Genomic DNA, 22,674 nt, shown 5'->3' on the forward strand with positions numbered 1-22,674 from the left:
AACCTCAGGGCGCGGACGCTCCGGCGGCCAGCGCCGTGGCCAGCTCGCCGAGGCGGCGCAGCGCGCCGGTGACCCGCTCGTCCAGCTCCTGGCAGCAGGACAGGCGCAGGCAGTGACGGAAGCGCGCGCCGTTGGAGTACAGCTGGCCGGGGATGATGACGATGCGCTCGGCCAGCGCGGCGTGGAACAGCTCCAGGCTGTCCACCGTCTCCGGCAGCTCCAGCCACAGCAGGAAGCCGCCGACCGGCTGGGTGGCGCGGGTGCCGGCCGGGAAGTGGCGGGCGACGATCCCGCGCACCGCATCCACCTGCGCCGCATAGCGCCGGCGCAGGACGCGCAGATGGTGGTCGTAGCCGCCGTTCTCGAGGAACAGGCCGACCGTCTCGGCGAGCAGCACCGACTCGGCGACGCTGGAGCTGAACTTCAGCTGGCGCACCGCATCGCGGAAGCGCCCCGCCTCCAGCCAGCCGATGCGGTAGTCCGGCGCCAGGGTCTTGGTGTAGCTGGCGCAGGTCATCACCCAGCCGTCGCGGTCGAAGGCCTTGACCGTCGGCTGCAGCGGCTCGGCGAACTGCAGTTCGGCGTACAGGGCGTCCTCGATCAGCGGCACCCGGTGGCGGTTGGCCAGCTCGGCCAGGCGCTGCCTGGCGGCCAGCGGCATGCTGCAGCCCAGCGGATTGTGCACGGTGGGCATGGCGATGATCGCCGCCAGGCGCTTCTCCTCCAGCAGCAGCTCGAGGGCGTCCAGCGCCAGGCCGTGCTGCGGATGGGTGGGGATCTCCAGCACCTTGAGGCCGAGGCTGGCCAGCAGCGGGTAGAGGTTGAAGTAGCTCGGCGCCTCGATGCCCACCGTGTCGCCGGCCTTGGTCACCGCGCGCAGCGCCAGCTGCAGCGCCTCCATGGCGCCGTGGGTGAGCACGATGTCGTCGGCGGCCAGGGTCATGCCGAGCAGCGCGGCGCGGCGGGCGACCTGCTCGCGCAGGCGCTGCGAGCCCGGCGGCAGCGCGTAGCGCGCCACCAGCTGCGGCTGGCGGCGCAGCAGGCCGGCGGTCAGCCGCGCCAGCTTGGCGCCGGGATAGAACGCCTCGCCGCGCGGGCAGGCCAGCGCCAGGTCGACGTGGTCGGCGCGCTGCTGGCAGTGCAGCACCACCGCCATCAGGTCCTCGATCTCGCCGGCCTTGCGCACCCCGGCCGGCTGCTCGCGCAGCGGCCGCTGCAGCGGCGGCAGGCTGCTGCGCACGTAGTAGCCCGACTGCGGGCGCGCCTCGATCAGGCCGCGGTCCTCGAGCAGGCGGTAGGCGGCGGTGACGGTGTTCAGGCTCAGCTCGTGCTGCGCCGCGCAGGCGCGCACCGACGGCAGGCGGGCGCCGGCCGGCAGGCTGCCGCGGTCGATGGCCTCGGCCAGCTGGTCGGCGAGCAGGCGGTAGCGGACGGGTGCGGACGCTGGTGCGTTCATGGCGGATCACCGGTGACAGCGGGATGGGCGAGGCATGGTGACAGTTGTCCTGACGGCCATCCTGTCACCATGACAAAAGCGATTTCGTGAGTCTGTCACCATCCGCCGCCAGTGCCTAGCATGGACTGCCATGGATCAACCGCAGGAGCCCGCCATGCTCGAAGCCCTCGCCCTGGCCAGCTACATGGGGGTGATGTCGATCACCCCCGGCCCCAACAACATCATGCTCACCGCCTCCGGGGTGAACTTCGGCTTCCGCCGCACCCTGCCGCACATGCTCGGCATCGCCTTCGGCTGCTCGCTGCAACTGCTGCTGTGCGCCGCGCTGTTCGCCCAGGTATCCGGCTGGCTCGGCGAGGTGCGCCCGGCGCTGGCGGTGGCCGGCTGCGCCTACCTGCTGTGGCTGTCGCTCAAGCTGGCGCGCGCCGGCGCTCCGGGCCGCCGCGAGACGGCGCGGCCGATGGGCTTCGTCGCCGCCGCACTGTTCCAGTGGGTCAACCCCAAGGCGTGGATCATGGTACTCAACGCCTGCGTGCTGTTCCTGCCGCAGGGCGGCCAGCTGCCGGCCGCCGCGGCCATGGCGCTGCTGGCGCTCATGGTCAACCTGCCGTGCATCGCGGTGTGGGCCTGGGGCGGCGAGCGCCTGCGCCACTGGCTGCAGCAGGACTGGGCGCTGCGCCTGTTCAACCTGAGCATGGCCGGCCTGCTGGCCGCCACCGCGCTGTGGCTGCTGGTGGAGGAACTGCTGCGCTGAGGCGCTGGCCAGCGACGCCGCAGCGGTCCAGACTTGCCAACCCGAGACACGGACGAACGAGGCAACCATGCGCACGCTGTACATCGACACCGAGTTCACCCAGCTCAGCGCCGAACGGCGGCTGATCTCCCTGGCCCTGGTGGCGGCCGACGGCGCCGAGTTCTACGTCGAACTCAGCGACGGCTGGGAACTGGCCGACTGCTCGGAGTTCGTCGTCGAGATCGTCCTGCCGCAGCTCGACCTCGCCCGCCACGGCCGCCCGCGCGCCGAGGCCGGCGCGGCGCTGCACGCCTTCCTCGCCGGCCTGGGCGCGGTGGAGATCGTCGGCGACGCGCTGGCCTGGGACTGGCCGCTGCTGCTCGAGCTGCTCGGCGCCCCCGGCCTGCCCGGCAACGTGCTGGGCTGCCGGCAGGTCGACGACCCGCTGGCCGTACTGCCGCCCGAGGAGGTTCCCCACCACGCGCTGCTCGATGCGCGCCTGCTGCGCGACCTCTGCGAGGGCGGCGACGACTAGGCGTCGCCCTCCTGCAGGCGCTGCAGCTCGCGGCGCACCATGCCGGCGTAGTGCGGCGGACTGAGCGCATACAGCTCCCCGGCCACCCAGCTCAGCCAGCGCGCGCCCAGCTGCTCGCGCGCCGCCAGCAGGCGCTCGGCCTCGGCCCGCGCGCGGGCCTGGTGGGCGCGGTGGTAGTCGGCGCGGGAAGTCGCGCCGTGGTCGTGGTCGTGGTCGTGGTCGTGGTCGTGGTCGTGGTCGTGGTCGTGGTCGTGGTCGTGGTCGTGGTCGTGGTCGGACATGCTGCGGCTCGCGAGGCGGAGACAGGCAGTCTACCGCCCCTGGGGCCGACCGCGGGACAGCGCGCTCAAGGCTGCGCCAGCTCCGCCTCCTTCACCTCGTGCCAGCTGCTGTCGGGATCGAAGCGCGGCATCGCCAGGGCGAGCTTGGCGCCGTCCGGCCCCATGTCCTTCTCGAACACCAGGCCGTCATGGCTGATCATGAAGCTCATCACCCCGCTGTCGCCGTAGCGCGCCGGCCAGGCGATCAGGGCGAAGCCGCGGCTCATGTCGGCGCCGATCCTGTAGGCATAGGCGCCGCCCGGCGCCGACGGCCCCTGGGCGTCGAGTATGCGGTAGCGGTAGCCCTGCCACTCGCCGTCCGGCAGCTCGTCGCCGAACAGCGGGCCGAGCGGGCTCTGCGGCACGCCCGGCTCGTCGGGCCAGTACAGGCCGTCGTACCGGCCGTCGCTGCTCATGAACTGCTGCGCGTACTCGAGCACGCCGTCGCCGTCGTGGTCGGCTTCGGCGTAGTCCATCTGTGCGTCGTGGTAGGCGCGCACCGCCTGCATGGCGGCCAGCTCGTTGCGGCCGATGCGCCGCGCGCGGATTTCCTCGCCGCCGGCCCGGGGATCGAAGCGCCAGCCGTCCCGGCCGTGGACCAGCGGCAGCGGAAAGGTCCAGGGCGTGTTGCCGACCACCAGACTGGCGCGCTCCTCGCCGGCCAGGCGGATGGTGCGCTGCTCGCGGTAGAGGGCGAGGAAGGCGTCGACGTCCTTGCGCTCGATGTCATCGGTGGGGATGAAGGTCTGCCAGTCGTCGCCGAGCAGCGCGGCCATGCGCTGGGGATCGGCGTGCTCGGTGCCCAGCGCGGCGATCAGCGCATCGACGGCAGCGGTGGGGGTGGCGAAGGCCTGCTGGGCGCGCGCCTCCCAGGTCAGCAGGGCCAGCAGCGCCGGCAGGCAGATACGCAAGAGCGGATGCATGGGATGTCTCCTGGTCAACGCCGGAAGCCGCCGCCACCGCCACTGCGGGCCGGCCTGCTGGGTGCCGAGCGCTGCACCGGACGGCTGGCGCGCTCCATCCGCGGCCGGCTGGCCGAGGCACGGCTGGCTTCGCCGCGGCTGGCGACGGCCCGCGAGCGCGCCGGCTCGCGCGCCCCGGCGAAGGCGTTGTCGCGCGTGCCCGGGCTGCTCGCGTACTGCTGGCGCGCCTGCTGGCGGGCCTGCGTGCTGCTCTGCGTGCGCTGGCGCGGCTGGGCGCCGGCCTCCGCGCGCTGGGGCCGTTGCGCCTGGCTGCGCATCTCGCGGTCGGCGACCTGCGCCCGCTCGCGCGCCTCGCGGTTGCTGGTGGCCGGCGCCTCGATGCCGCGCTGGCTGAGGGTCTGGCGGGCGCGCTCGCGTTCGGCGCCCCGCGCCGGTTCGCGGCCGCGCAGCGCGTCGCGCTGCTCGGCACCGGGCAGACGCTGGCTGTAGCGCTCGCGGCTGGCGTTGTCGCGGTAGGGCACGCCGTCGCGGTTGACCGCGTTGTGCTGCCACTTGTTCTGCCTGGCGTTGATCTGGTTGTTGCGGTTGATGTTGTTGTAGCGGTTGACGTCGATGTCGATGTCGCCGTGGCCCCAGTCGCAGTCGCCCCAGATCGAGTCGATGATCGCCACGCCGGCGGCGAAGCCCAGGCCGGCCACCAGCGCCGAGCCGAAGTAGTAGCCGGGCGGCGGCGGGTAGTACACCGGCGGATAGGCCGGATAGGGCCAGCTGCCGTAGACCACGCTCGGGTTGTAGCTGGGCACGTAGATCACCTGCGGGTCGGCCGGCTCGATGATGATGGTCTGCCCGGCCGGCGGCGCCTGCACCACGGTGGTGGGGCCGCCCTCTGCCGCACTCTGCACGGTGACCTTCTGCTGCTCGTTGGACTCGAGGTTGCCGGCGGCCTGCGCCTGGCGGCGCAGGCGCTGCACCGAATCCATCACCTCGCCGGGCTGGGCGAGGAAGGCATCGCCGACCCGCTGCACCCAGGCCGGATCCTGGCCGAGGGTGACCAGCACCGCCGGGAAGGCCACCAGCGACTGCACGCTGGGATCCCAGGGCTGCTCGGCGACCTGACGCACCGCGTCGTCGCCGCTGGCCTTCGGATGCGCCTTCGACCAGGCCACCGCATCGGCGACATCGCCCGGGTAGGTGCTGGCCATCAGCACCTGGGCCAGCAGGGCGTCCGGATACAGCGCCAGCGGCGCCATCATCTGGTCGAGTTCCTCCTGGCGGAACACCGCGGCAGCCGGCGCGGCGGCAGGCGCTGTGCTGGAGGCCTCCGTGGCCACCTGGGCAGCGCCCGGCTGCGGCCAGCCACCAAGGGCCAGCCAGGCGAGCAGGATGGCGCTGAAACGACGATCGATACGCATGGCGCCTCTCCTCGAGCAGGCCGGCGGCCCAGCAAGCATAGGCCGCGCCCCCGCTGCGTGCCCGCTCGCCCGACCGGGGGCCGGACGCGCCGGAAAGCGCCGCACGCCGCGCGACTGGCCGCTGTTTCGGCGCCGCTACCTCAATCCCCAGGACCACACCGTCTTTACCCCTGCGAGAGGGCTGGCATAAGGTAGCGCTCCTCATGGCAGACCGTGGTACCTCAGGGATGGTCCCTTCGCCTCAGCTTCCCGATGCTCGACGTCGGCACCGCTGCGCACTCCTGATCTGCCCCCTTTCGGCCAGCCGGCCGCAATCGGAGTTCTTCAGTGAGTAGCACCGACGCCTACTACGCCCGCAACGCCCAGCAGTTCATCGCCGACACCCAGGACGTGGACATGCAGGCGCTCCATGCGCCCTTCCTCGCCGAACTGCCGGCCAGCGCCCACATCCTCGACGCCGGCTGCGGCGCAGGGCGCGATGCCCTAGCCTTCCAGCGACTCGGCCATCAGGTCAGCGCCTTCGACGCCAGCGCGCCGCTGGCCGAGCACGCCAGCCGACTGCTCGGCCAGACCGTGCCGGTCAGGCGCTTCGCCGAGGTCGACGAAGTCGAGCGCTACGACGGCATCTGGGCCTGCGCCAGCCTGCTGCATGTGCCGGCAAGCCAGTTGCCGGACGCCTTCGCCCGCCTGTGGCGCGCGCTCAAGCCCGGCGGGGTGCTGTACTGCAGCTTCAAGCTGGGCAGCGGCGAGCGCCTGCACCACGAACGCCACTTCACCGATGCCGACGAAGCGCGCCTCGCCGCCTGGACCCAGCAGCTGCCCGGCCTGACCCGCACGCACTGCTGGACCAGCACGGACCAGCGCCCCGGCCGCAGTGAGCAGTGGCTGAACGCCCTGCTGCACAAGGCGCCCAGCAAGCTGGTGACCGGCGGCGACGAGCACCCGTTCCTGCCGCACCTGTGCGCCGCCATCCATCAGGCACACCGCGTCGACATGGCGGTCGCCTTCATCAAGACCACCGGCCTGCGCCTGCTGTTGCCCGACCTGCTGGAATCCCTGCAACGCAGCGAATCCCAGCTGCCGCCGGCGCAGGTGCGCATCCTGACCAGCGACTATCTGGACGTCACCGATCCGGAGGCCCTGCGCCTGCTGATGCTGCTGGCCGAACAAGGCGCCCAAGTGCGCGTCTACCAGAGCAGCGGCAGCAGCTTCCACCTCAAGGCCTATCTGTTCAGCGGGCAGGATTGGGGACGCGCCTTTATCGGCTCCAGCAATATCAGTCGACTGGCACTGCAGCAGGGCCTGGAGTGGAACTACCGGATCGACTACCCCGGCGACCACGGCTATCTGGAAGCCTGCCGGCGTTTCGACGAGCTATTTGCCCATCCGCGTACCGAGGCCTTGAGCCATGCCTGGATCGGCGCCTATGAGCAGCGCCGCATCCAGCCGACACAAGCCGTCGAACCGGGCAGCACCGAGCGCGAGCCGCCACCGACGCCCAGCAAGATCCAGCGCGAAGCCCTGCAGGCGCTCAGCGCCACCCGCGCCGAAGGCTACCTGCGCGGGCTGGTGGTGCTGGCCACCGGCCTCGGCAAGACCTGGCTGGCCGCCTTCGACGTCAAGCAGATGGGCGCGCGGCGGGTGCTGTTCGTCGCCCACCGCGAGGAAATCCTCAACCAGGCGGCGGCGACCTTCGCGCGCATCCAACCCTCGGCGAGCATCGGCTTCTACCGCGGCCAGCAACGCGACAACCAGGTCAACATCCTCTGCGCCTCGGTGCAGACCCTCGGCAAGGCCGAGCACCTAGAGCGCTTCGAGCCGCAGCACTTCGATTACCTGGTGGTCGATGAATTCCACCACGCCTCGGCGCCGACCTATCGCCGCCTGCTGCAGCATTTCGCCCCGGCCTTCCTTCTCGGCCTGACCGCCACCCCGGACCGTACCGACAACGCCGACATCCTCGCCCTGTGCGACGACAATCTGGTCTATGCAAGCGACCTGTTCTGCGGCGTCACGGAAAAGCTGCTGGTGCCCTTCCACTACTACGGCGTCTTCGACAGCGACGTGGATTACCAGGCCATTCCCTGGCGCAATGGCCGCTTCGATCCCGAGCTGCTCGGCAACAAGCTGGCCACCCTCGGCCGCGCCCGCCATGCGCTGAGCACCTGGCGCCTGCATGCCCAGCAGCGCACCCTGGCCTTCTGCGTCTCCACCCGCCACGCCGACTTCATGGCCGACTACTTCCGCAAGCAGGGCGTGCGGGCCGCGGCGGTGTACGCCGACTCCCAGCTGTCGCGCGGCGAGGCGCTGGAGCAACTGAGCGCCGGCCAGTTGCAAGTGCTGTTCTCCGTCGACCTGTTCAACGAGGGCGTCGACCTGCCGAGCATCGACACGGTGATGATGCTGCGCCCCACCGAGTCGAAGATCCTCTTCCTGCAGCAGCTCGGCCGAGGCCTGCGTAAGGCGGACGGCAAGAACAAGCTGGTGGTGCTCGACTTCGTCGCCAACCACCAGAGCTTCCTGCACAAGCCGATGGCGCTGATGAACCGCAGCATGAACCACCGACAACTGGCCGAGTTCGGTCGAAAGGCGGAACGGGGCCAACTGGAGCTGCCGGAAGGCTGCTTCGTCAATTACGACCTGCAGTTCATCGACTTCCTCAAGTCGCTGGACAGCGCCAGCGTGCAAAGCGACTACCGCAGCCTGCGCGAAGTGCTCGGCCGCCGCCCCAGCCTGACCGAGTTCTACCGTTCGGGCGCCAGCCTGCCGGACATGCGCCGCCAGCATGGCCATTGGTTCGCCCTGATCGCCAGCGAGGAAGCCGAACTGCCGGAGATCGAGCGTCAGCTCATCACCAAACACGGCGACTTCCTGCGCGAGCTGGAAACCACCGCGATGACCAAGAGCTACGAGATGGTCCTGCTCGAAGCCTTCCAGGAGCTGGACGGCTGGCGCGAAGCGGTAGAACTCGCACAACTGGCCGAGCGCTCCTGGCAAGTGCTGCAACGCCGCCGCCCGTTGCTCGGCGATCTGCCCGAGGAATATCAAGGCGCGAAGCAGATGCCTGGAGACTGGCTGAGATACTGGAAAAAGAACCCCATCGACGCCTGGACCGGCGGCCGCTATTTCAACGTCGAGGAAGGCCTGTTTATCGGCAATCTCGTCGTCGCTGAAACGGCCATCGCACCGCTGACAGATATGGTGCAGGAACTGGTGGACTACCGCCTGACCACCTACGCCGCACGCACGGCCCCAATCCCGGACAACGTGCATCAGCTACCGAGCCACCCACAGCAGGTGGAACTGGCCTATTTCCCCAGCCTGAAAATCGCCTGCGGCCACTTCCGCACCAGCCGCGCCGACTACGAGGAATACCGCGCGCTCGACCAGCAATACGGCAACCTCGACCCGTCCCGCCACTTCCTCGCCCGCGCTTCCGGCAACTCGATGAACGGTGGAAAGAGCCCAATCCGAGACGGCGATTACCTGCTGCTGGAAGTGATCGGCAGCGACAACGCCGGCAAGATCACCGGTGAAACCGTGGCCATCGAGCGCCAGGACGAATCCGGCGACAACCAATACCTGCTGCGCAAAGTCCTCAAGGACGCCAACGGCCAATACCGCCTGCGCGCCAACAACCCCGACTATGCCGACATTCTGGTCAGCGACGAACTACGGGAACAGCTGCGCACCTTCGCCCGCCTGAAAGCGGTCATCGACCCGCTGCAAATGCAGGTCGGCCAACGCTTCATGCGCGAGGAAATCCCGCCGCTGTTCGGCGTCGAGTTCAATGCTGGCAACTGGAACAGCGGGCATGTGGTGATCGGCGAGCGCAATGCCCATGTTTTGCTGGTCACCCTGAACAAGCAGGGCAAGGCCGAAGACCTGCGCTATCGAGATCACTGGATCGACGAGCAGCATTTCCACTGGCAGACGCAGAACCAGACGGCGCCCGACAACAAGCGCGGCAAGGAAATCATCCACCACGCGGCACTGGGCATCGACCTGCACCTGTTTGTGCGGGACAACAAACTGGAAAACGGCAAGGCGGCGCCGTTCCGTTACTACGGCAAGGTGAACTACCAGAGCCATAGCGGCAGCAAGCCGATGAGCGTGGTGTTTGAGCTGGACGCGCTGACCGTCGCGTGACCGTCGACGGGCGGGGTGCGCACTTCCGTTGTGCGGCAACCTGCTGCGCGCCCTGGCCGTCATCGCCCTGCCGCGCCGCTTTGTGGTACATGTCCTGCGGACCCGGACGCTCCCGGAGCGTGTCCGGCGCTGCCTGCCCGGCAGCCCCCAGAACAACAAGAAGAAGGACCTCCCATGAGGCGCGTCATCCTCACGCCCGATCTCGTGGTGCTCGCCGCAGGCATGGTCGCCGCCATGCATGTCGGCAAACTGCCGCCCGCCCTGCCCGTGCTGCGCGAGGCTCTGGGCCTCAGCCTGATCCAGGCCGGTTTCCTGCTCTCGCTGGTCCAACTGGCCGGCATGAGCCTCGGCCTGCTGATCGGCCTGGCCGCCGACAACCTGGGCATGCGCCGCAGCATCCTCTGCGGCCTGGCGCTGCTGGCGAGCGTCAGCGCCCTCGGCGGCTGGGCCCGCGAGGCGTCCGACCTGCTCTGGCTGCGCGCGCTGGAAGGCTGCGGCTTCCTGCTGGTCGCCCTGCCCGCCCCGGGTCTGATCCGCCGCCTGGTCGCCCCGGCGCAGCTCAACCTCAGGCTGGGCCTGTGGGGCTGCTACATGGGCAGCGGCACCGCCCTGGCCCTGCTGTGCGGGCCATGGGTGATGGCCTCGTTCGGCTGGCAAGGCTGGTGGTGGACGCTGGCGCTGCTGTCGCTCGGCATGCTGCTGTGGGTATGGCGGCGGGTGCCGGCCGACCCGCCCAAGGCCCCTGCCCATGCCGGCGCGGACGCGCTCGCCGAATGGCTGGGACGCCTGCGCCTGACCCTCACCGCGCGCGGCCCCTGGCTGCTCGCCCTGCTCTTCGCCGCCTATGCCAGCCAATGGCTGACGGTGATCGGCTTCCTGCCGTCCATCTATGCCCAGGCCGGCATCGGCACCGCCCTGGCCGGCGCGCTGACCGCCCTGGCCTCGGCGGCCAACGTGCTCGGCAACCTGGCAGCCGGGCTGCTGCTGCAGCGCGGCCTGTCCGCCCGCCTGCTGTTAGGCATCGGCTTCCTCTGCATGAGCCTGGGCACCTTCGGCGCCTTCACCCCGGCCAGCGCCGAACTGCCGCAGCTGCGCTATGCGGCGGTCCTGCTGTTCTCCGCGGTCGGCGGCCTGATCCCCGCCACCCTGTTCGCCCAGGCGGTGCGCCTGGCTCCCAGCGAGCGCAGCATCGCCACCACCGTCGGCTGGATGCAGCAATGGTCGGCGCTCGGCCAGTTCTGCGCACCTCCGCTGGCCGGCTGGCTGGCCGTCAGCGTCGGCGGCTGGCACTACACCTGGCTGCTCACCGGCGGCGCCTCGCTGCTCGGCCTGTTGCTGGTGGCGCAGCTGCCTGCCGCGCGGCCAGCTCGCTGCTCACGCCCGCCAGCCTGCATTCCGGATCGGCGACCCTGTGGTACGCGGGGGTGAGCCTCTCGCAGGCTTCTCCACCGCCCGCTGCAACAGGCCCAGCTGCTCGACCGCCTGCTTCGCCGTCAGGCCGGGATGCGCCTTGAGCAGGCGCAGCAGCGGTGTTTCTTCCGCCTTTTCTTCCGAACTCTGTACCGAACTTTCTACCGAACCCTGTACCGGCGCTTCCGCCGCGATGGCGTCTGCCAGCGACTACCCGGCAGTACGTCAGACTGCCTAAAAGCTGAATTCAAGTTACCCAGAGGTAACATATAAGTTACCTTTTGAGTCATGACGATCACAGTCGAAGAATACCTCCGCTCCGATGACTCCAGCCCTTTCGAACGCTGGTTCTCATCCTTGGACGCCCAAGCCGCCGCCAAGGTGTCCACGGCCATCGTGCGCATGGAGATGGGCAACACCTCCAGCATCAAGTGGCTCGACGGACTCGGCGAATAGCGGATTGACTGGGGGCCGGGCTACCGGATCTACCTGGTTCAAGAGGGGAAACGCCTCATCATCCTGTTCGGCGGCGGAACCAAGGCCAGCCAGAAAGCCGATATCAAGCAAGCAAAGGAGCTGCTGGCCGAGTACAAAAGCCGCAAGAGCGCGGCCAAACGATAGAGGTAATCCACCATGGCTCTCACCCGCAGCTTCAAACAAACTGTCGCAGAACGTGCGCAGCGTGATCCCGCATTCGCCCAAGCCCTGCTGGACGAGGCGGCCACTCTGTTCCTGAATGGTGAGCCGGAAGCCGCTCGCGTGATTCTGCGTGACCTGGTCAACGCTACCGTGGGATTTGAGGAGCTGTCCCGCGAAACTGCGAAACCCAGTAAAAGCCTGCACCGCATGCTCTCCGCCAGCGGCAATCCCAGCATGGACAACCTGGCGGCCATATTTGCCGTCATCCGTGCCAAGCTCGGCGTCGATATCCAGGTCCACGCCGTGCGCGCAGCCTGACAACGGGGCACAGATTCCCCAGAAACGAAAAAGGCCCGCATCGCTGCGAGCCTAAGTCGTTGATTTATATGGTGCCGGCACCAGGAATCGAACCCGGGACCTACTGATTACAAGTCAGAAGACCCATTCATTTACGGTGATTCACCGATCATCACATAACTACACAGAATGCGGCTTTCAGCCTATCCTTGGCTTTACGAAGGCGTATAGAAATACACCATTTTTGACCGAAACCGTAACCCCGGCGTAACCCCACAGAGTGGCAGGGACAGGATATGAGCGCGACACGCATTGCATTCAGCAAGGACCGGCTGACGGCCCTCCCCCTCCCCGAAGGAGGCAAGCGCGCCACCTATCACGACACGAAAATCCCAGGGCTGCAACTGCGTGTATCCACAACAGGGGTCAAGACTTTCTGCGTCTACCGCCGCATGAAGGGCGGCAAGCCCGAGCGGGTCACGCTTGGCCGCTTCCCGGCGATGACTGTCGAACAGGCGCGCAAGCAGGCCACCGCCATCAATGCCGAGATTGAAGCCGGCGCTAACCCGGCTGCCGTCCGGCGCGCAGTCCGTGAAGAACCGACCTTTGCCGAGGCGCTGGCCGACATGCTGGCGCACAAGACCAAGCGCGACGGATCACCGATCACCGAGCGGACGAAAAAGGACTACCTCGACACCGCCCGACTGCACATGGTCGCCATCGCCAGCAGCAAGCTGTCACGCATCACCCGTTCCGAGGTGAAGGCGATTCACACCAAGGTGAGCAAGAAAAGCGCGCGCCAAGCAGACAAGGCCGTTGCCATCATCTCCTCGGTTTTCAACTACGCCGCCGACTGCGAGCACTTCAAGGGCGAAAACCCCGCCGTCCGTATCAAGAAAAACGCTGTCGTGACGCGCGACCGTTTCGCCCAGGCTGCCGAACTGCCCTACCTGTTCGCCGCCATCGGCGAATCGAGTCTGAGCGATTTTTTCCTACTGGCGCTGCTGACTGGCGCGCGCCGCTCCAACGTGCAAGCGATGGCCTGGCGCGACCTCGACCTCGACGGCGGCATCTGGCGCATCGGCATGACCAAGAACGGCACGCCGCAGAACGTCACCCTATCGCCCGAGGCCGTGGCCGCCCTGCGCGCTCGCAAGGGCACGACGACCGGCACCTCGCCTTTCGTGTTTCCCGGAGAGGGCAAGACCAGCCATCTGGTCGAGCCGAAAAAGGCATGGGCCGCCGTCCTGCTGCGCGCCAGCCTGCGCCGTCTCCTCGACCACCTAGAAGGCCTCGGCAAGCTGACTACCGAGGAGCGCCAGCAGGCCAACCAGCAGATCACCGAATCGCCAGCAGCCGCAGCGAAGCGTTATCAGGCCATCGCCGCCGCGCTGGAAATCGACCCGGCGCTGTATGACATGACCGACCTACGCATTCACGACCTGCGCCGCACCCTCGGGAGCTGGCAGGCCAAGACAGGCGCGTCTATGGCGATCATCGGGAAGTCGCTCAACCACAAGTCCCATCAGGCCACGGCGATCTATGCGCGCCTCGACCTCGACCCGGTGCGGCAGTCTGTTGAGACGGCAACGCAGGCCATGCTCGAAGCCGCAAAAGTAAAACCAAACAAAATCTAACGCACCATACATTAACCATCCGCCGAATGCTTCAGCACCGGCTTATTTGTGATTTTTCACAATTACAGCCACCACTAATCATTGGCCTAAAAATAAAATTGGCAGAGTTCAACCCACTAGCCGGCCACAATAAAAATGGACAACGAATATAGAAACGAAGAATTCACCCTTCAATCCATCATCCCGGAGGGCACTATTGCCATCCGAAAATCAATAGACCAGATTGCCTACTGCGTTCACGATGCTGCTCTGGAAGTTCAGCGGAATTTCAGAGATGAGCGCAAAAAACATCAAGAGGGAAGCAAGCGCGGTCGCGCATGGGTACACGACGTTCGCATCAAAGCAACGCGCAACGGAGTTTCTATCGAATGGATTCACTACACTGGAAAGTACGGTGACACCTGCTTCTCTGAAGGAATTCGCCTCGACGGCAACAACAGAGTTCCAGCGCGCAACTTTCGCAAATGCTCTGCAACAGAAAAAGCGGCAATCCGAACAGCAGAAGATCGATTTGAAAAGCTACGCCAAATAACCAGTCATCTTTCGAAAGCAGCAGAAAGCCTTAACTCGATAAACCAAATAAAAATAAATTCAACTACTCAAGGTTCATTTGAAGACGAACACATAGAAACCCCAGAGCAGTGCACAACGTGTGACTGCCAAGAGCCTTGCGAAGCTTACAGATATACCTCTCCATACCTCCCAAAATACCAGCTATAAAATCAGCCGAGCCAAACATGGCTCGGCCAAAAAAACCAAAAATCTTCCAACCTCAATCAAAACCAGACTTTCGGCTGCCCGCCACCCCCTTGAGAAGAAATCTCCTTACGCTCCAAGCCACCATTATCCTCATCAACACTCATAAATACACGATCAACCAGCTCACCACCACTTCGCCGGACAACTACTGATACCTCAACACTGCAAAACCCATCCATCGACTCAGCTAGGGCCACAACCCCCTCAACACCCTCAATAATTTCCTTCATTGACGTAATCTCCTGAGCTTATAGGGCAAAACATCTGCCAGCCAAAACCTTACCCCGCAGCACAAAACATACAACACAAGAAAATTTTTCACACCAAGAAAAATTCCTCGGTCCGCATCAGACAGAGGAATCTCCAATCATAAAAATAGAGTTCACTGAAAGCTCAGGCACCAACAAAAAAATCACTCATACCTGCATCGTATCGATCCAGCTCAAGTGGCCCGGCTCAGCAAGTCCTGGTTTGTGAGAGTACAAGGCTTGCGCCCCCTCCTACCCACTGGGCTCCACAGTGGCTCAAGGGGGGCTTGATCCCCCAAGATAGTAATGGGGAGCAGCACACTCCCGCGAAAATTGAGTTCAGCAGGGGCACCTATCCCCCAGCCAAGCAGCGTAAGCTGCGGCTATACCTACCTTGGTTTACAAGCACCGACGAAGAATCAGGTCGCTCGCGCCGATGCCGAAGGTCAGCCCCCCCTTTTCAAAACTATCTAATCAACAACCCCCTCGCACGCACTCATCATAAACTCCCTAGAGTTTCAGGCCGATCAATTGAAAGCCCACCATGCAATTTCAGCCGCTCCAGAAGCATGAGCACATGCTTGGACTGCCTTTCGGTAGGAACCTGTCGCGGCATAGATGCACAGACTTTCAGGATCTGCTCGTCCTTCGCTGTCAAACTGCCAGCAGATCTCCCTTTCTCCCATACTCCACGCCAGAACTCCGCCCCTAGCTTTACTACCAGAGATTGAGCCTCTATTCCTGCGATCTCTCGCTGGTCATCTCTCGCATCGCGCTCGTTCTTCCTTGCGGTTTCCTTCAATGCCAGACAGCGTTCAAAGCCTCGGCCATAGTCAATTTTGCGCGACTGAAGCACGCCCCAACAAGCCTGTTGTTTAGCCCATTCTGAGAAATTACGCATGCCAGCAGCGGGCTGAGTAATTACTTTATGAGACTCTTCTGCCGCCAGAATAAGAGCTCTAGCAAGATCATCGGAAACCATTTGCCGTTTAGCGACTGTGTCGAGGTCGAGCACTTCATTGGCCCTGTTCGCATCATGAAATATCTTTGCCATGGCGTAGGTTACAATGTTGGCGCGGTAGCCACCTTCATACCAAGCTTGTTTTGGGATCTCGCTTTCGAGATACCGGAAAATGATCGCCTTCGCAATCAGCCTTCGATACCAGAGCTCATCATAAGCTGACTCGCTCTTTGACCACTTCTCACCTATCTCCTTAGCGAATAGTGCAAAGTTCTTCTGCGCGCCACGCGAAACAATGTGGGGTTGACCGGCCGCCGAGTTTTCGTATTTTGCTAGATCAGTCTTGCTGAATAGTTGCTTTTTCGGAAACTCGAGATCGAACTTTCTCTGGTCGCTGCCCGAGCATCGCCCACGCTCGTTGATATACTGCCCACGGGAGCGCTCGTAGAACCACTTGCTGTCGTGTCGCTCTCCTTCACGCGCAGCAAAAATCACGTTGCGCGAATATTTTTCTATCCGAATGTGGAAAGGATGGTTCGAGAAGAAATCAGCAGCGTTGACCTTATTCTGCGTGTTCGCATACTCCGAAATCTTCGGGACGATTTCCTCCGAGCGATCCGGAGGCACGACCGTCAGCTTCATCTGTACGAAGACACTTTCCAGCTGTTCACGAGCAGTTCTAAGCGCGGCATGGATCGTGCCTGTTGTCTGTGCACCGTTTACGATCTGGAGGTTACTGATTGACGAGATCGCCAGGCCGGAATCTGTCTGGACGCATTGCACATGCTCGGCTGTTGCCGAAAGACCATTGTTATAGGGAAAGAAGAGTTCCGGTTCTTCCTTGATGGTCTTCTGGATTCCCTTGTTAGTCTTGGCCCTAGCCTGAAGGAAGGTACGGACATTAGCCTCAAGAAGGCGAGCCCCCCAACGATCATAGATGGCGGCAAGCAGCTGGCCGGGGATGATCAGCAGATAGCTTTCTAGAGCCGCACCAGCCTGCGAAGCTTTGAGTGCTGTAAGCGGGGCTCCGAAGTCACCCGAAAAGTCAATGGTCATGTCTTCACGGGCTTGGCCGGAGCGGTCGAATCGCTCAAACCTAGCCAGATCCCAGACGGACCAGGTGACCGGAATGTCATCTATATCCTGCAACTTTACGGAGTCGTCACGGCTGATGTACCGGCGATTTGAGACAAGAATTAGCTTTACCTTGGTGATCTGCGACCACGTCGCGATGATCAGGTCGGAGACCTGGAATGCAGGGCTCACCTCGTTCAGAGCATCGCGAAACGCCTCGGTCCGGGCCTTCTTCAGGAAGCGTATAAGCGGGTTGAGAATAGGCAGGATGTCGGCCTTACCAAATGTAAGGGGGGCGTCGCTGTCGGCGAAGTCACAGACGATCAGTCCAAGAACCCCTTCGCTGTCGCGAGGGTCACCCGCGTACCCGTCGATCCTGACCCTCTGGGCGCCCTCACCGTTCTCGTAGAAAGCACGGTCTGCTGTATCGAGTTCGCCGGCCTCTGCCAGCCTGGCGGTCATCTGGTCGAAGAACGCCTCGATCATCAGCACGCCGCTTGCGTCCGCTTCGCGGCGGATGTCCGCCATAAGACTCCGGTGATACTCATGAATCTCGCTCATAGCAGATCCTCCCTGACGAGAGTCGAACGCACGGTGTTCCAGTCTGTTTTGAAGGGAGTGCAGGCTGACAGGGCGAGCACGTAGGTCACCCCCGAAACTCCAAGCGGGACGGGAGCGGTAATCCGGGGGAAGCCTTCTGCGACGGAATGGAACTCCGGAGGCGAGACGATCCAGCGCCAGGGCGCGTAGTCGTGCTGTACATCGTAGCCAGCATCGGCAAGGAGCAGATCCCAGCTCATTATCGTTGAAGGTTCCGTCCGTTCGAGAAGCTCTGTCACCTCGGTTACATGCTCCGCCAGTGTCCGGCCATGGGGTGGCTGGACCTTGTCCACAGCTAGTACTCCTAGCCAGAGATGACGACCCGGTACGTCGGCAAGCTGGTGCTCATTGGCGATCTTCACGAACGGCTGTGAGGCGCCGCGCCTTGCCTTGACCTCGATGCAGCCTGCCTTGAGCTCGAAGTCCTTAGGCGCACCGGATGGCCCCGTCCATGCTGCAAGAGCCGCCTTCGCACCAAAGCTGGCTATCAGGAGCTTTAGAACCTCAATTTCACCGATCAGGCCTTTCTGTGCCTCTTCCGACAGCACGTCAAACTTCCCGCCTCGCAGCAAGTAGTGCCAACGGAAGGTTCGCCCAATGGCTCGTTCAAGCGCCTCGGCCTCGGTGTCCGCAAGCTCGCCCGCGGCTATAACATCGCGGCAGAGTGTCTCGAAGAGTTCGAGTTGGGCACGGTCCTTGAGGCGTATGTAGAGTATCGGACCACCCGGCAGCGTCTGGAACTGAACCTCGAGGCTCCTGAGCTTTGGGAGGTCTGGAGTTAGTTTCGGCAAACTTCCCAGTTGCAGAACAAGCGCGACATCGGTTCGTGACATCACCGCCCAGAACCAGTTCCACCGTGCAGAGGCAGAAGCCCGTCGTGTGTCGACCTTGCCTGCCTCGAGACCGGACCATGGTGTGTCATTCAGCATCACCGCGCGCCTCCTCCTCTACTTCCTCCTCGCCAAAGATCTCGCGCATGCGGATGGTGTTTACGACGTACTCGACGGTACCGCCCTGAACGTCTGATGGCGGGAAACAGATGCTCCAAGCAAGGACGATACGTGGCGGCTTTTCGCTCAGCAATTCGGCTGAGACGGTGGGGGCCACAAATCGAAGGATGATCAGTGGGCGGCGCCCCGGCACCTCGCAGAAAATGCGAGGCGGAAGAGTCGTCGGCGTTTTCTTGCCTAGGCGGTCGCACTCCTCGCGAAAGGACTGGGTTGCAGCCTCGATCTGTTCCGCCGTCAGGCCGATGCGCTCGTCACCGGGTGAGCCGACCCTCCTGCTGGTGCCACTGATTGAAAGCACACCCTGGCGCAAATCGGGCTCGCCAACCGATCTGGCGAAAGCTCTCATCGTGAGACCGGCTGTCAGCTCCTCCTCTGGCGCATCTGCGTTCTGGGCACTGGCAAACAGGACGTCCCATTTCTCCAACTCGCTATCAGCACGGGCGTCGATGTAGTCGTTCATCAGCCTGGGATCAGTCAATGGATCGGCCGCATCGGCACGGAACACCCGCAGGAAATCTTGCACCAGATGGACGGGAACCGATCGGTAAAGTGTGCCTTTTGAAAGATGATCTGCTGTGAGTTCTCCGGTAGCCATGATGGCCGCCGCCAAGTCCTGCCCGGCCTTCCGGTTCCTATCCAGCTGGACACGATCCACTCGAATCCGCGTGGTCTCGATCAGCTTGCCAGCCAGACCGACCTTCATGGGAAACTCTCGACCGGTCCCCATCTTGTTTCGTGCAGTCACGATCAGGGATTCCGGGTGACTGCGAACTGCCAGTCCGAATTGTTCCGGCGTAGCCTTCGCCAGCTCCATGCGCTTCAACTGGGCCTGCAGATCGTCCATCGCCTCGTGGATATGGGTATACCAGCCCACGCCATCCGCGGGGATCCACACGCGGCACAGGTCTTCATACCCCGGCCGATAGCCGAACCAGCGCCCCATCTGCATGAGCGTGTCGTACATCATCGAGTTCCGCAGGAAGTAGCTGACCGTCAGCCCTTCCAGCGTCAGCCCGCGCGACAGGGAGAAGCCGCCGATGGCAATGACGGTCACGCCATGTTCGCCACCTTGATCGTAGTCGAGTGGCTGAGACCGCTTCGAGGCGTTGACCTCGACGACCCTTGCTGCAACCAGAACCTCGTGCAGTCGAGCCTGGACCTCAGGCCAGCCGGCGCCTTCAGCGTCTGCGTACTCTGCTTCCCAGACGGCATAGAGCGCCGCGATCTCCGGGCTCTGCAGTGCGGCGTGGCCCTTGCCGCCGTCAACCGCAACCGCGTCCCTGATCTGGCTGACGATATCGGAAACCCTTGACCGCAGGCGTCCCTGGACATCCGTGAAGCGCGAGGCATTGATCAGCATTGAGGCGTGCGCCGCCTGCTGCCCCCGTGCATTGCGGATTGCCCGGGCGACGATGAAGGCGCGCACGGCCCGAACAAGGCTGTCAGGCAGCACATCGGCTGGATGATCAATCTTGTGCTTCATCGGCAGGATGTCTTTGTTGTCATCGATCAGGCGAACGTGCCGGTCGCGGGCGTCGAGGAACACCTTCTGTGCGCCGAAATAGTTAGATGGCGCGTCAAGACCGATGATGAAGTGACGCGGGAAGAGGTCCTGCTTCAGTGCCTCGTCGTCGGTGTCTGGGTCGATGAAAATATTGGCAAAGGGGGTGGCGGTGTAACCGACGTAACAGCTGCGGTGGAACAGAGAGAGCAGTTCGCGGATCTGGCCATTGATACGAGTGACCTCTTCGCGGGAATAGGCGGTATTGATCGAGGCATTGTCGGCCTCGTCATCGATCAGCAGCATTGGCTGGCTGACCATCTGGGTTCCCTGATGAACGGAGTGCTCCTTCAACCACTCCAGCAGGTTCTTCAGCGTGCTGGAGTTCTTCTTGATCACCAGCACAACGGGAACGTTGTATTGCCCGATCTGGCTGGTGTTAGTGGTGGCTGTGGCCTTGTTGAAATCGCGCAGGGTATTGGTCAGCGAAACTGGGAATTCGCGCTGGTCGAACTGGCCAACGCCAATGATCTTCTGACGTTGCGCCTTGTTGGCATGAGCCAACCGACCTGTATCACGGCCAATGAACCCTTCGTCAATCCGGGCCTGAGTCTGGTTACGCAGATTGTTGTGGATGCCGGCGATCACTACGATCAGGCGATAACCAGCGTCGGCTGCCTTGCATATCAAGCCGGTATAGTTAGCTGTCTTGCCACTCTGGACGTGCCCGACGACCATGCCGCGGCGACTCCACGGAGTCATGTTCTTCGGATCACCGAGGCGATCCAGCACACGATCAGTCACCTCGTCAGTTGCGTCAATCACCGATTTCGGCAGTCCCTTGAGGCTCAGGAGCTTCCGATAGCGACTCCAGTAAAAATCCCCGACTTCATTCTTGATCCGCGCATCATGCAGCCACGGACGGAAGTCCTCGGCATCAACGACGGCGCCAAGGCCCATGCTGATACCGTGCTTTTCCTCGATCAGCCGAGCGAGTTCCTCCGCGTCGTCGTCCTCAATCATTCCCGCGAACATCGGCATTTCACGCAACTGTCGGATGATGTCCCGAATCGACTGGGCAGTGTGAGGCCCTTTTTGCGAGGCCATATACATTGTTGTCATGCCTTCGAGGCTGCTCAGGAGGGGAGTCATTTTTCTTCCTTAATCTCTATCGTCGCTGCGATAATACGCTGAGTATCCGTCCAGGCCGAACGGAAGGGATCGACATCCTTCATCAGCGATATGATTTCCTTAATGTCCTTTTTAGCCCCCGTAAGAACCGACAGTGTCGCCTTCACTGCTTGGGCGAGCGTGTCTTCATCGATGCGGTCAGGAACAATCTGCTCGGCTGTACCGGCCATGTCGGCATGCAAGGCTTCGATGGGTAACGAAGCACCTACGAGGGCAATACAGTTGAAGAATCCACGTTGCAAGTCAGGTGGCAGATTATCGGCAAAATCTGAGAATGCGGGATGCTCGATGTTCGGCCTATACCGGATCTGCCCGTCAGACTGAATGCGACTCCACATAGGCAGCCGCTCGTGGTCAACAAGCTTCTGCCCGCGCTTGAGATAGGTCCGCTTCGAGCCGCTCTGAATACGCTCGATAACTTTCTGGAGGCGATCACGGACGACTGGAGGCAGCTGGGCAGAGGACTTCTTGACGTCGATCTTCCAGTCAGCATCCATGCTGTTAGGGATGTCGATCCTGACCCGGCAAAGCTTGGTCAGCTCGGACTGTCGGCAGAGCCCAAACCAGGTTCCGTAGAGAATAAGGCGCCCGCCCCTATACAAGTAGAAACCTTGCGATTTCAGGTGACCCTCAGGGCCGGCAATATCATCCCATTCGGAATTGCTCATCTGCTTGTGGTGAGGAAGTGTAAAGCTCTGAACTTCAACTTCACCGTGAGCCAGAGTAATCCTTTCTTCTGGATCGCAAATAGTCGCTGGATTATTTCTTGCAAATGGATCCAGTGGCTTAAGCTGACGACCGTTCAGAAAAATGCGGATTGATTTAGTACCCTGCATGAAGCGGTGAAAGACCAGACGCAGGTGTCGCTCGGCTTCGGCAATTCTTCGGTTGATGATTTCTGCACGCTTGGCAGTATTTTGCGAAATCCCCCCCGTCAGTCGATCTAGCTTTTGCCAAAGAACCAAAGTACCTGTATCACCAAGCTGGTCCACACCCGGAATTCCAGAAACGTCATCAGGCAGCTGCACTGCCCACTCGTTCCGTTCCGCAACGTCATCGAGATCCCAGACTGCTGCGGAAGTCTTGCTATCTTTCCGAGACACAACTGTCAGCCGTCGGCATTGCGAGAAGCTGGCACTCTTCAAGCCAAGTCCGAACCTTCCCAAGTCAGGCTCATCACGCTCTGCTAGAGGATTCCGGCTCCCCGGGCGCATGGCAGCAATGAGCTCATCCTCGGTCATCCCTTTGCCGTCATCCACGACTGCGATCAGGGGTGCTTCGTCGAATGCTTCAGTGATGATTCGAATCCGCTTCGCACCCGCCGTGATGGAGTTGTCGATGATGTCGGATATGGCGGTTTCTAGCGAATACCCAATATCCCTCAGCCCCTCGATAAGAGAAGCTGCATGGGGCGTAGCATCGGCTCGTCTTGAGGTGGATTTTGCATTAATTCCCTTACAAACAATGTCCATTTACAGGGTACCATCCACTGACCTTACGTTTTAATCAATCTTGATCATACGAAAAATAAAGCCACGAAGTAAGAGCTTTAACTTCTACCCTCGGAGGGAGGGGTGCCGACTTTTCATACAGGGTCTGGGGGCTGTTGCAGGTGATGGGGCCTTCGCCGAGCTTCAACGCAAGCTGACTCCCAAGCGGCAGCGCGATGGAGCCCCCTTGGCTGTGCAGTGCGGCGTAGCAGGGCAGCACCCAAGTAACAGAACCACGACGTCGTGCCGAGCGGCGTGAGCCAAAGGCTACCTTGGCCCGCGATCAGTCGGACCACCATTCACGAATACCTGTGCGCCAGAGATGAGTA

General features: G+C 63.1%; 16 protein-coding genes and 1 pseudogene. 8 read left to right on the forward strand and 9 right to left on the reverse strand.

What is annotated here, in order from left to right:
• Positions 1-4: 4 nt before the first annotated feature.
• Entirely contained in the window at positions 5-1,456 is a 1,452-nt protein-coding gene (locus tag SK095_RS13125; RefSeq protein ID WP_320546538.1) for a PLP-dependent aminotransferase family protein, read from the reverse strand.
• A gap of 154 nt (positions 1,457-1,610) precedes the next feature.
• Here SK095_RS13125 and SK095_RS13130 point away from each other — a divergent pair, with 154 nt between their 5' ends.
• Positions 1,611-2,210 carry a LysE family translocator gene (locus SK095_RS13130; protein WP_136491764.1) on the forward strand — a complete coding sequence of 200 codons (600 nt, stop codon included), beginning with the start codon at positions 1,611-1,613 and terminating at the stop codon, positions 2,208-2,210.
• 67 nt (positions 2,211-2,277) lie between these two features.
• Positions 2,278-2,724, forward strand: a complete 447-nt coding sequence (locus tag SK095_RS13135) for a hypothetical protein (protein ID WP_320546539.1) — start codon at positions 2,278-2,280, stop codon at positions 2,722-2,724.
• Here SK095_RS13135 and SK095_RS13140 read toward each other — a convergent pair.
• From SK095_RS13140 to SK095_RS13150, 3 genes are all read right to left on the reverse strand, one after another.
• Positions 2,721-3,005 (reverse strand): hypothetical protein, encoded by a 285-nt coding sequence (locus tag SK095_RS13140; protein ID WP_320546540.1) that lies wholly within the window; start codon positions 3,003-3,005, stop codon positions 2,721-2,723. The genes SK095_RS13135 and SK095_RS13140 overlap by 4 nt on opposite strands.
• Before the next feature lie 65 nt (positions 3,006-3,070).
• A complete protein-coding gene (locus SK095_RS13145) occupies positions 3,071-3,967 on the reverse strand; it encodes a DUF2950 domain-containing protein (RefSeq protein ID WP_320546541.1) in 897 nt (298 codons plus the stop codon).
• 14 nt (positions 3,968-3,981) lie between these two features.
• Positions 3,982-5,379 carry a DUF3300 domain-containing protein gene (locus SK095_RS13150; protein WP_320546542.1) on the reverse strand — a complete coding sequence of 466 codons (1,398 nt, stop codon included), beginning with the start codon at positions 5,377-5,379 and terminating at the stop codon, positions 3,982-3,984.
• Positions 5,380-5,706: 327 nt separating this feature from the next.
• Here SK095_RS13150 and SK095_RS13155 point away from each other — a divergent pair, with 327 nt between their 5' ends.
• The 6 genes and pseudogenes from SK095_RS13155 (at position 5,707) to mobI (ending at position 14,231) form a co-directional block, all read left to right on the forward strand.
• Positions 5,707-9,528 carry a DUF3427 domain-containing protein gene (locus SK095_RS13155; protein WP_320546543.1) on the forward strand — a complete coding sequence of 1,274 codons (3,822 nt, stop codon included), beginning with the start codon at positions 5,707-5,709 and terminating at the stop codon, positions 9,526-9,528.
• A 174-nt stretch (positions 9,529-9,702) separates the two neighbouring features.
• Positions 9,703-10,956, forward strand: coding sequence for an MFS transporter (locus tag SK095_RS13160; RefSeq protein ID WP_320546544.1), 1,254 nt, complete (start codon positions 9,703-9,705; stop codon positions 10,954-10,956).
• 270 nt (positions 10,957-11,226) lie between these two features.
• A pseudogene (locus SK095_RS13165) lies at positions 11,227-11,559 on the forward strand (type II toxin-antitoxin system RelE/ParE family toxin).
• Positions 11,560-11,571: 12 nt separating this feature from the next.
• Positions 11,572-11,895, forward strand: coding sequence for a DNA-binding protein (locus SK095_RS13170; RefSeq protein ID WP_136490235.1), 324 nt, complete (start codon positions 11,572-11,574; stop codon positions 11,893-11,895).
• A gap of 275 nt (positions 11,896-12,170) precedes the next feature.
• Entirely contained in the window at positions 12,171-13,511 is a 1,341-nt protein-coding gene (locus tag SK095_RS13175; RefSeq protein ID WP_320546545.1) for a tyrosine-type recombinase/integrase, read from the forward strand.
• Positions 13,512-13,646: 135 nt separating this feature from the next.
• Complete coding sequence (gene mobI / locus SK095_RS13180; RefSeq protein ID WP_320546546.1) at positions 13,647-14,231, forward strand: conjugative transfer protein MobI(A/C); 585 nt, start codon at positions 13,647-13,649, stop codon at positions 14,229-14,231.
• Between the two features lie 56 nt (positions 14,232-14,287).
• On the opposite strand, the gene SK095_RS13185 is transcribed toward mobI, so the two are convergent.
• The 5 genes from SK095_RS13185 to SK095_RS13205 all read right to left on the reverse strand — a co-directional run bounded on the left by SK095_RS13185 (position 14,288) and on the right by SK095_RS13205 (position 22,327).
• On the reverse strand, positions 14,288-14,500 hold the full coding sequence (locus tag SK095_RS13185) for a hypothetical protein (RefSeq protein WP_320546547.1): 213 nt from the start codon (positions 14,498-14,500) through the stop codon (positions 14,288-14,290).
• Between the two features lie 517 nt (positions 14,501-15,017).
• On the reverse strand, positions 15,018-17,114 hold the full coding sequence (locus SK095_RS13190) for an AIPR family protein (RefSeq protein ID WP_320546548.1): 2,097 nt from the start codon (positions 17,112-17,114) through the stop codon (positions 15,018-15,020).
• Entirely contained in the window at positions 17,111-18,082 is a 972-nt protein-coding gene (locus SK095_RS13195; RefSeq protein ID WP_320548899.1) for a PD-(D/E)XK motif protein, read from the reverse strand. The genes SK095_RS13190 and SK095_RS13195 overlap by 4 nt, the downstream gene beginning before the upstream one ends.
• Positions 18,072-20,816, reverse strand: coding sequence for a Z1 domain-containing protein (locus tag SK095_RS13200; protein ID WP_320546549.1), 2,745 nt, complete (start codon positions 20,814-20,816; stop codon positions 18,072-18,074). The genes SK095_RS13195 and SK095_RS13200 overlap by 11 nt, the downstream gene beginning before the upstream one ends.
• Entirely contained in the window at positions 20,813-22,327 is a 1,515-nt protein-coding gene (locus SK095_RS13205; RefSeq protein WP_320546550.1) for an ATP-binding protein, read from the reverse strand. Before SK095_RS13205 ends, SK095_RS13200 begins: the two co-directional genes overlap by 4 nt.
• Positions 22,328-22,674 lie beyond the last annotated feature (347 nt).

The organism is Pseudomonas sp. AN-1, assembly GCF_034057115.1.
Taxonomy (GTDB): domain Bacteria; phylum Pseudomonadota; class Gammaproteobacteria; order Pseudomonadales; family Pseudomonadaceae; genus Geopseudomonas.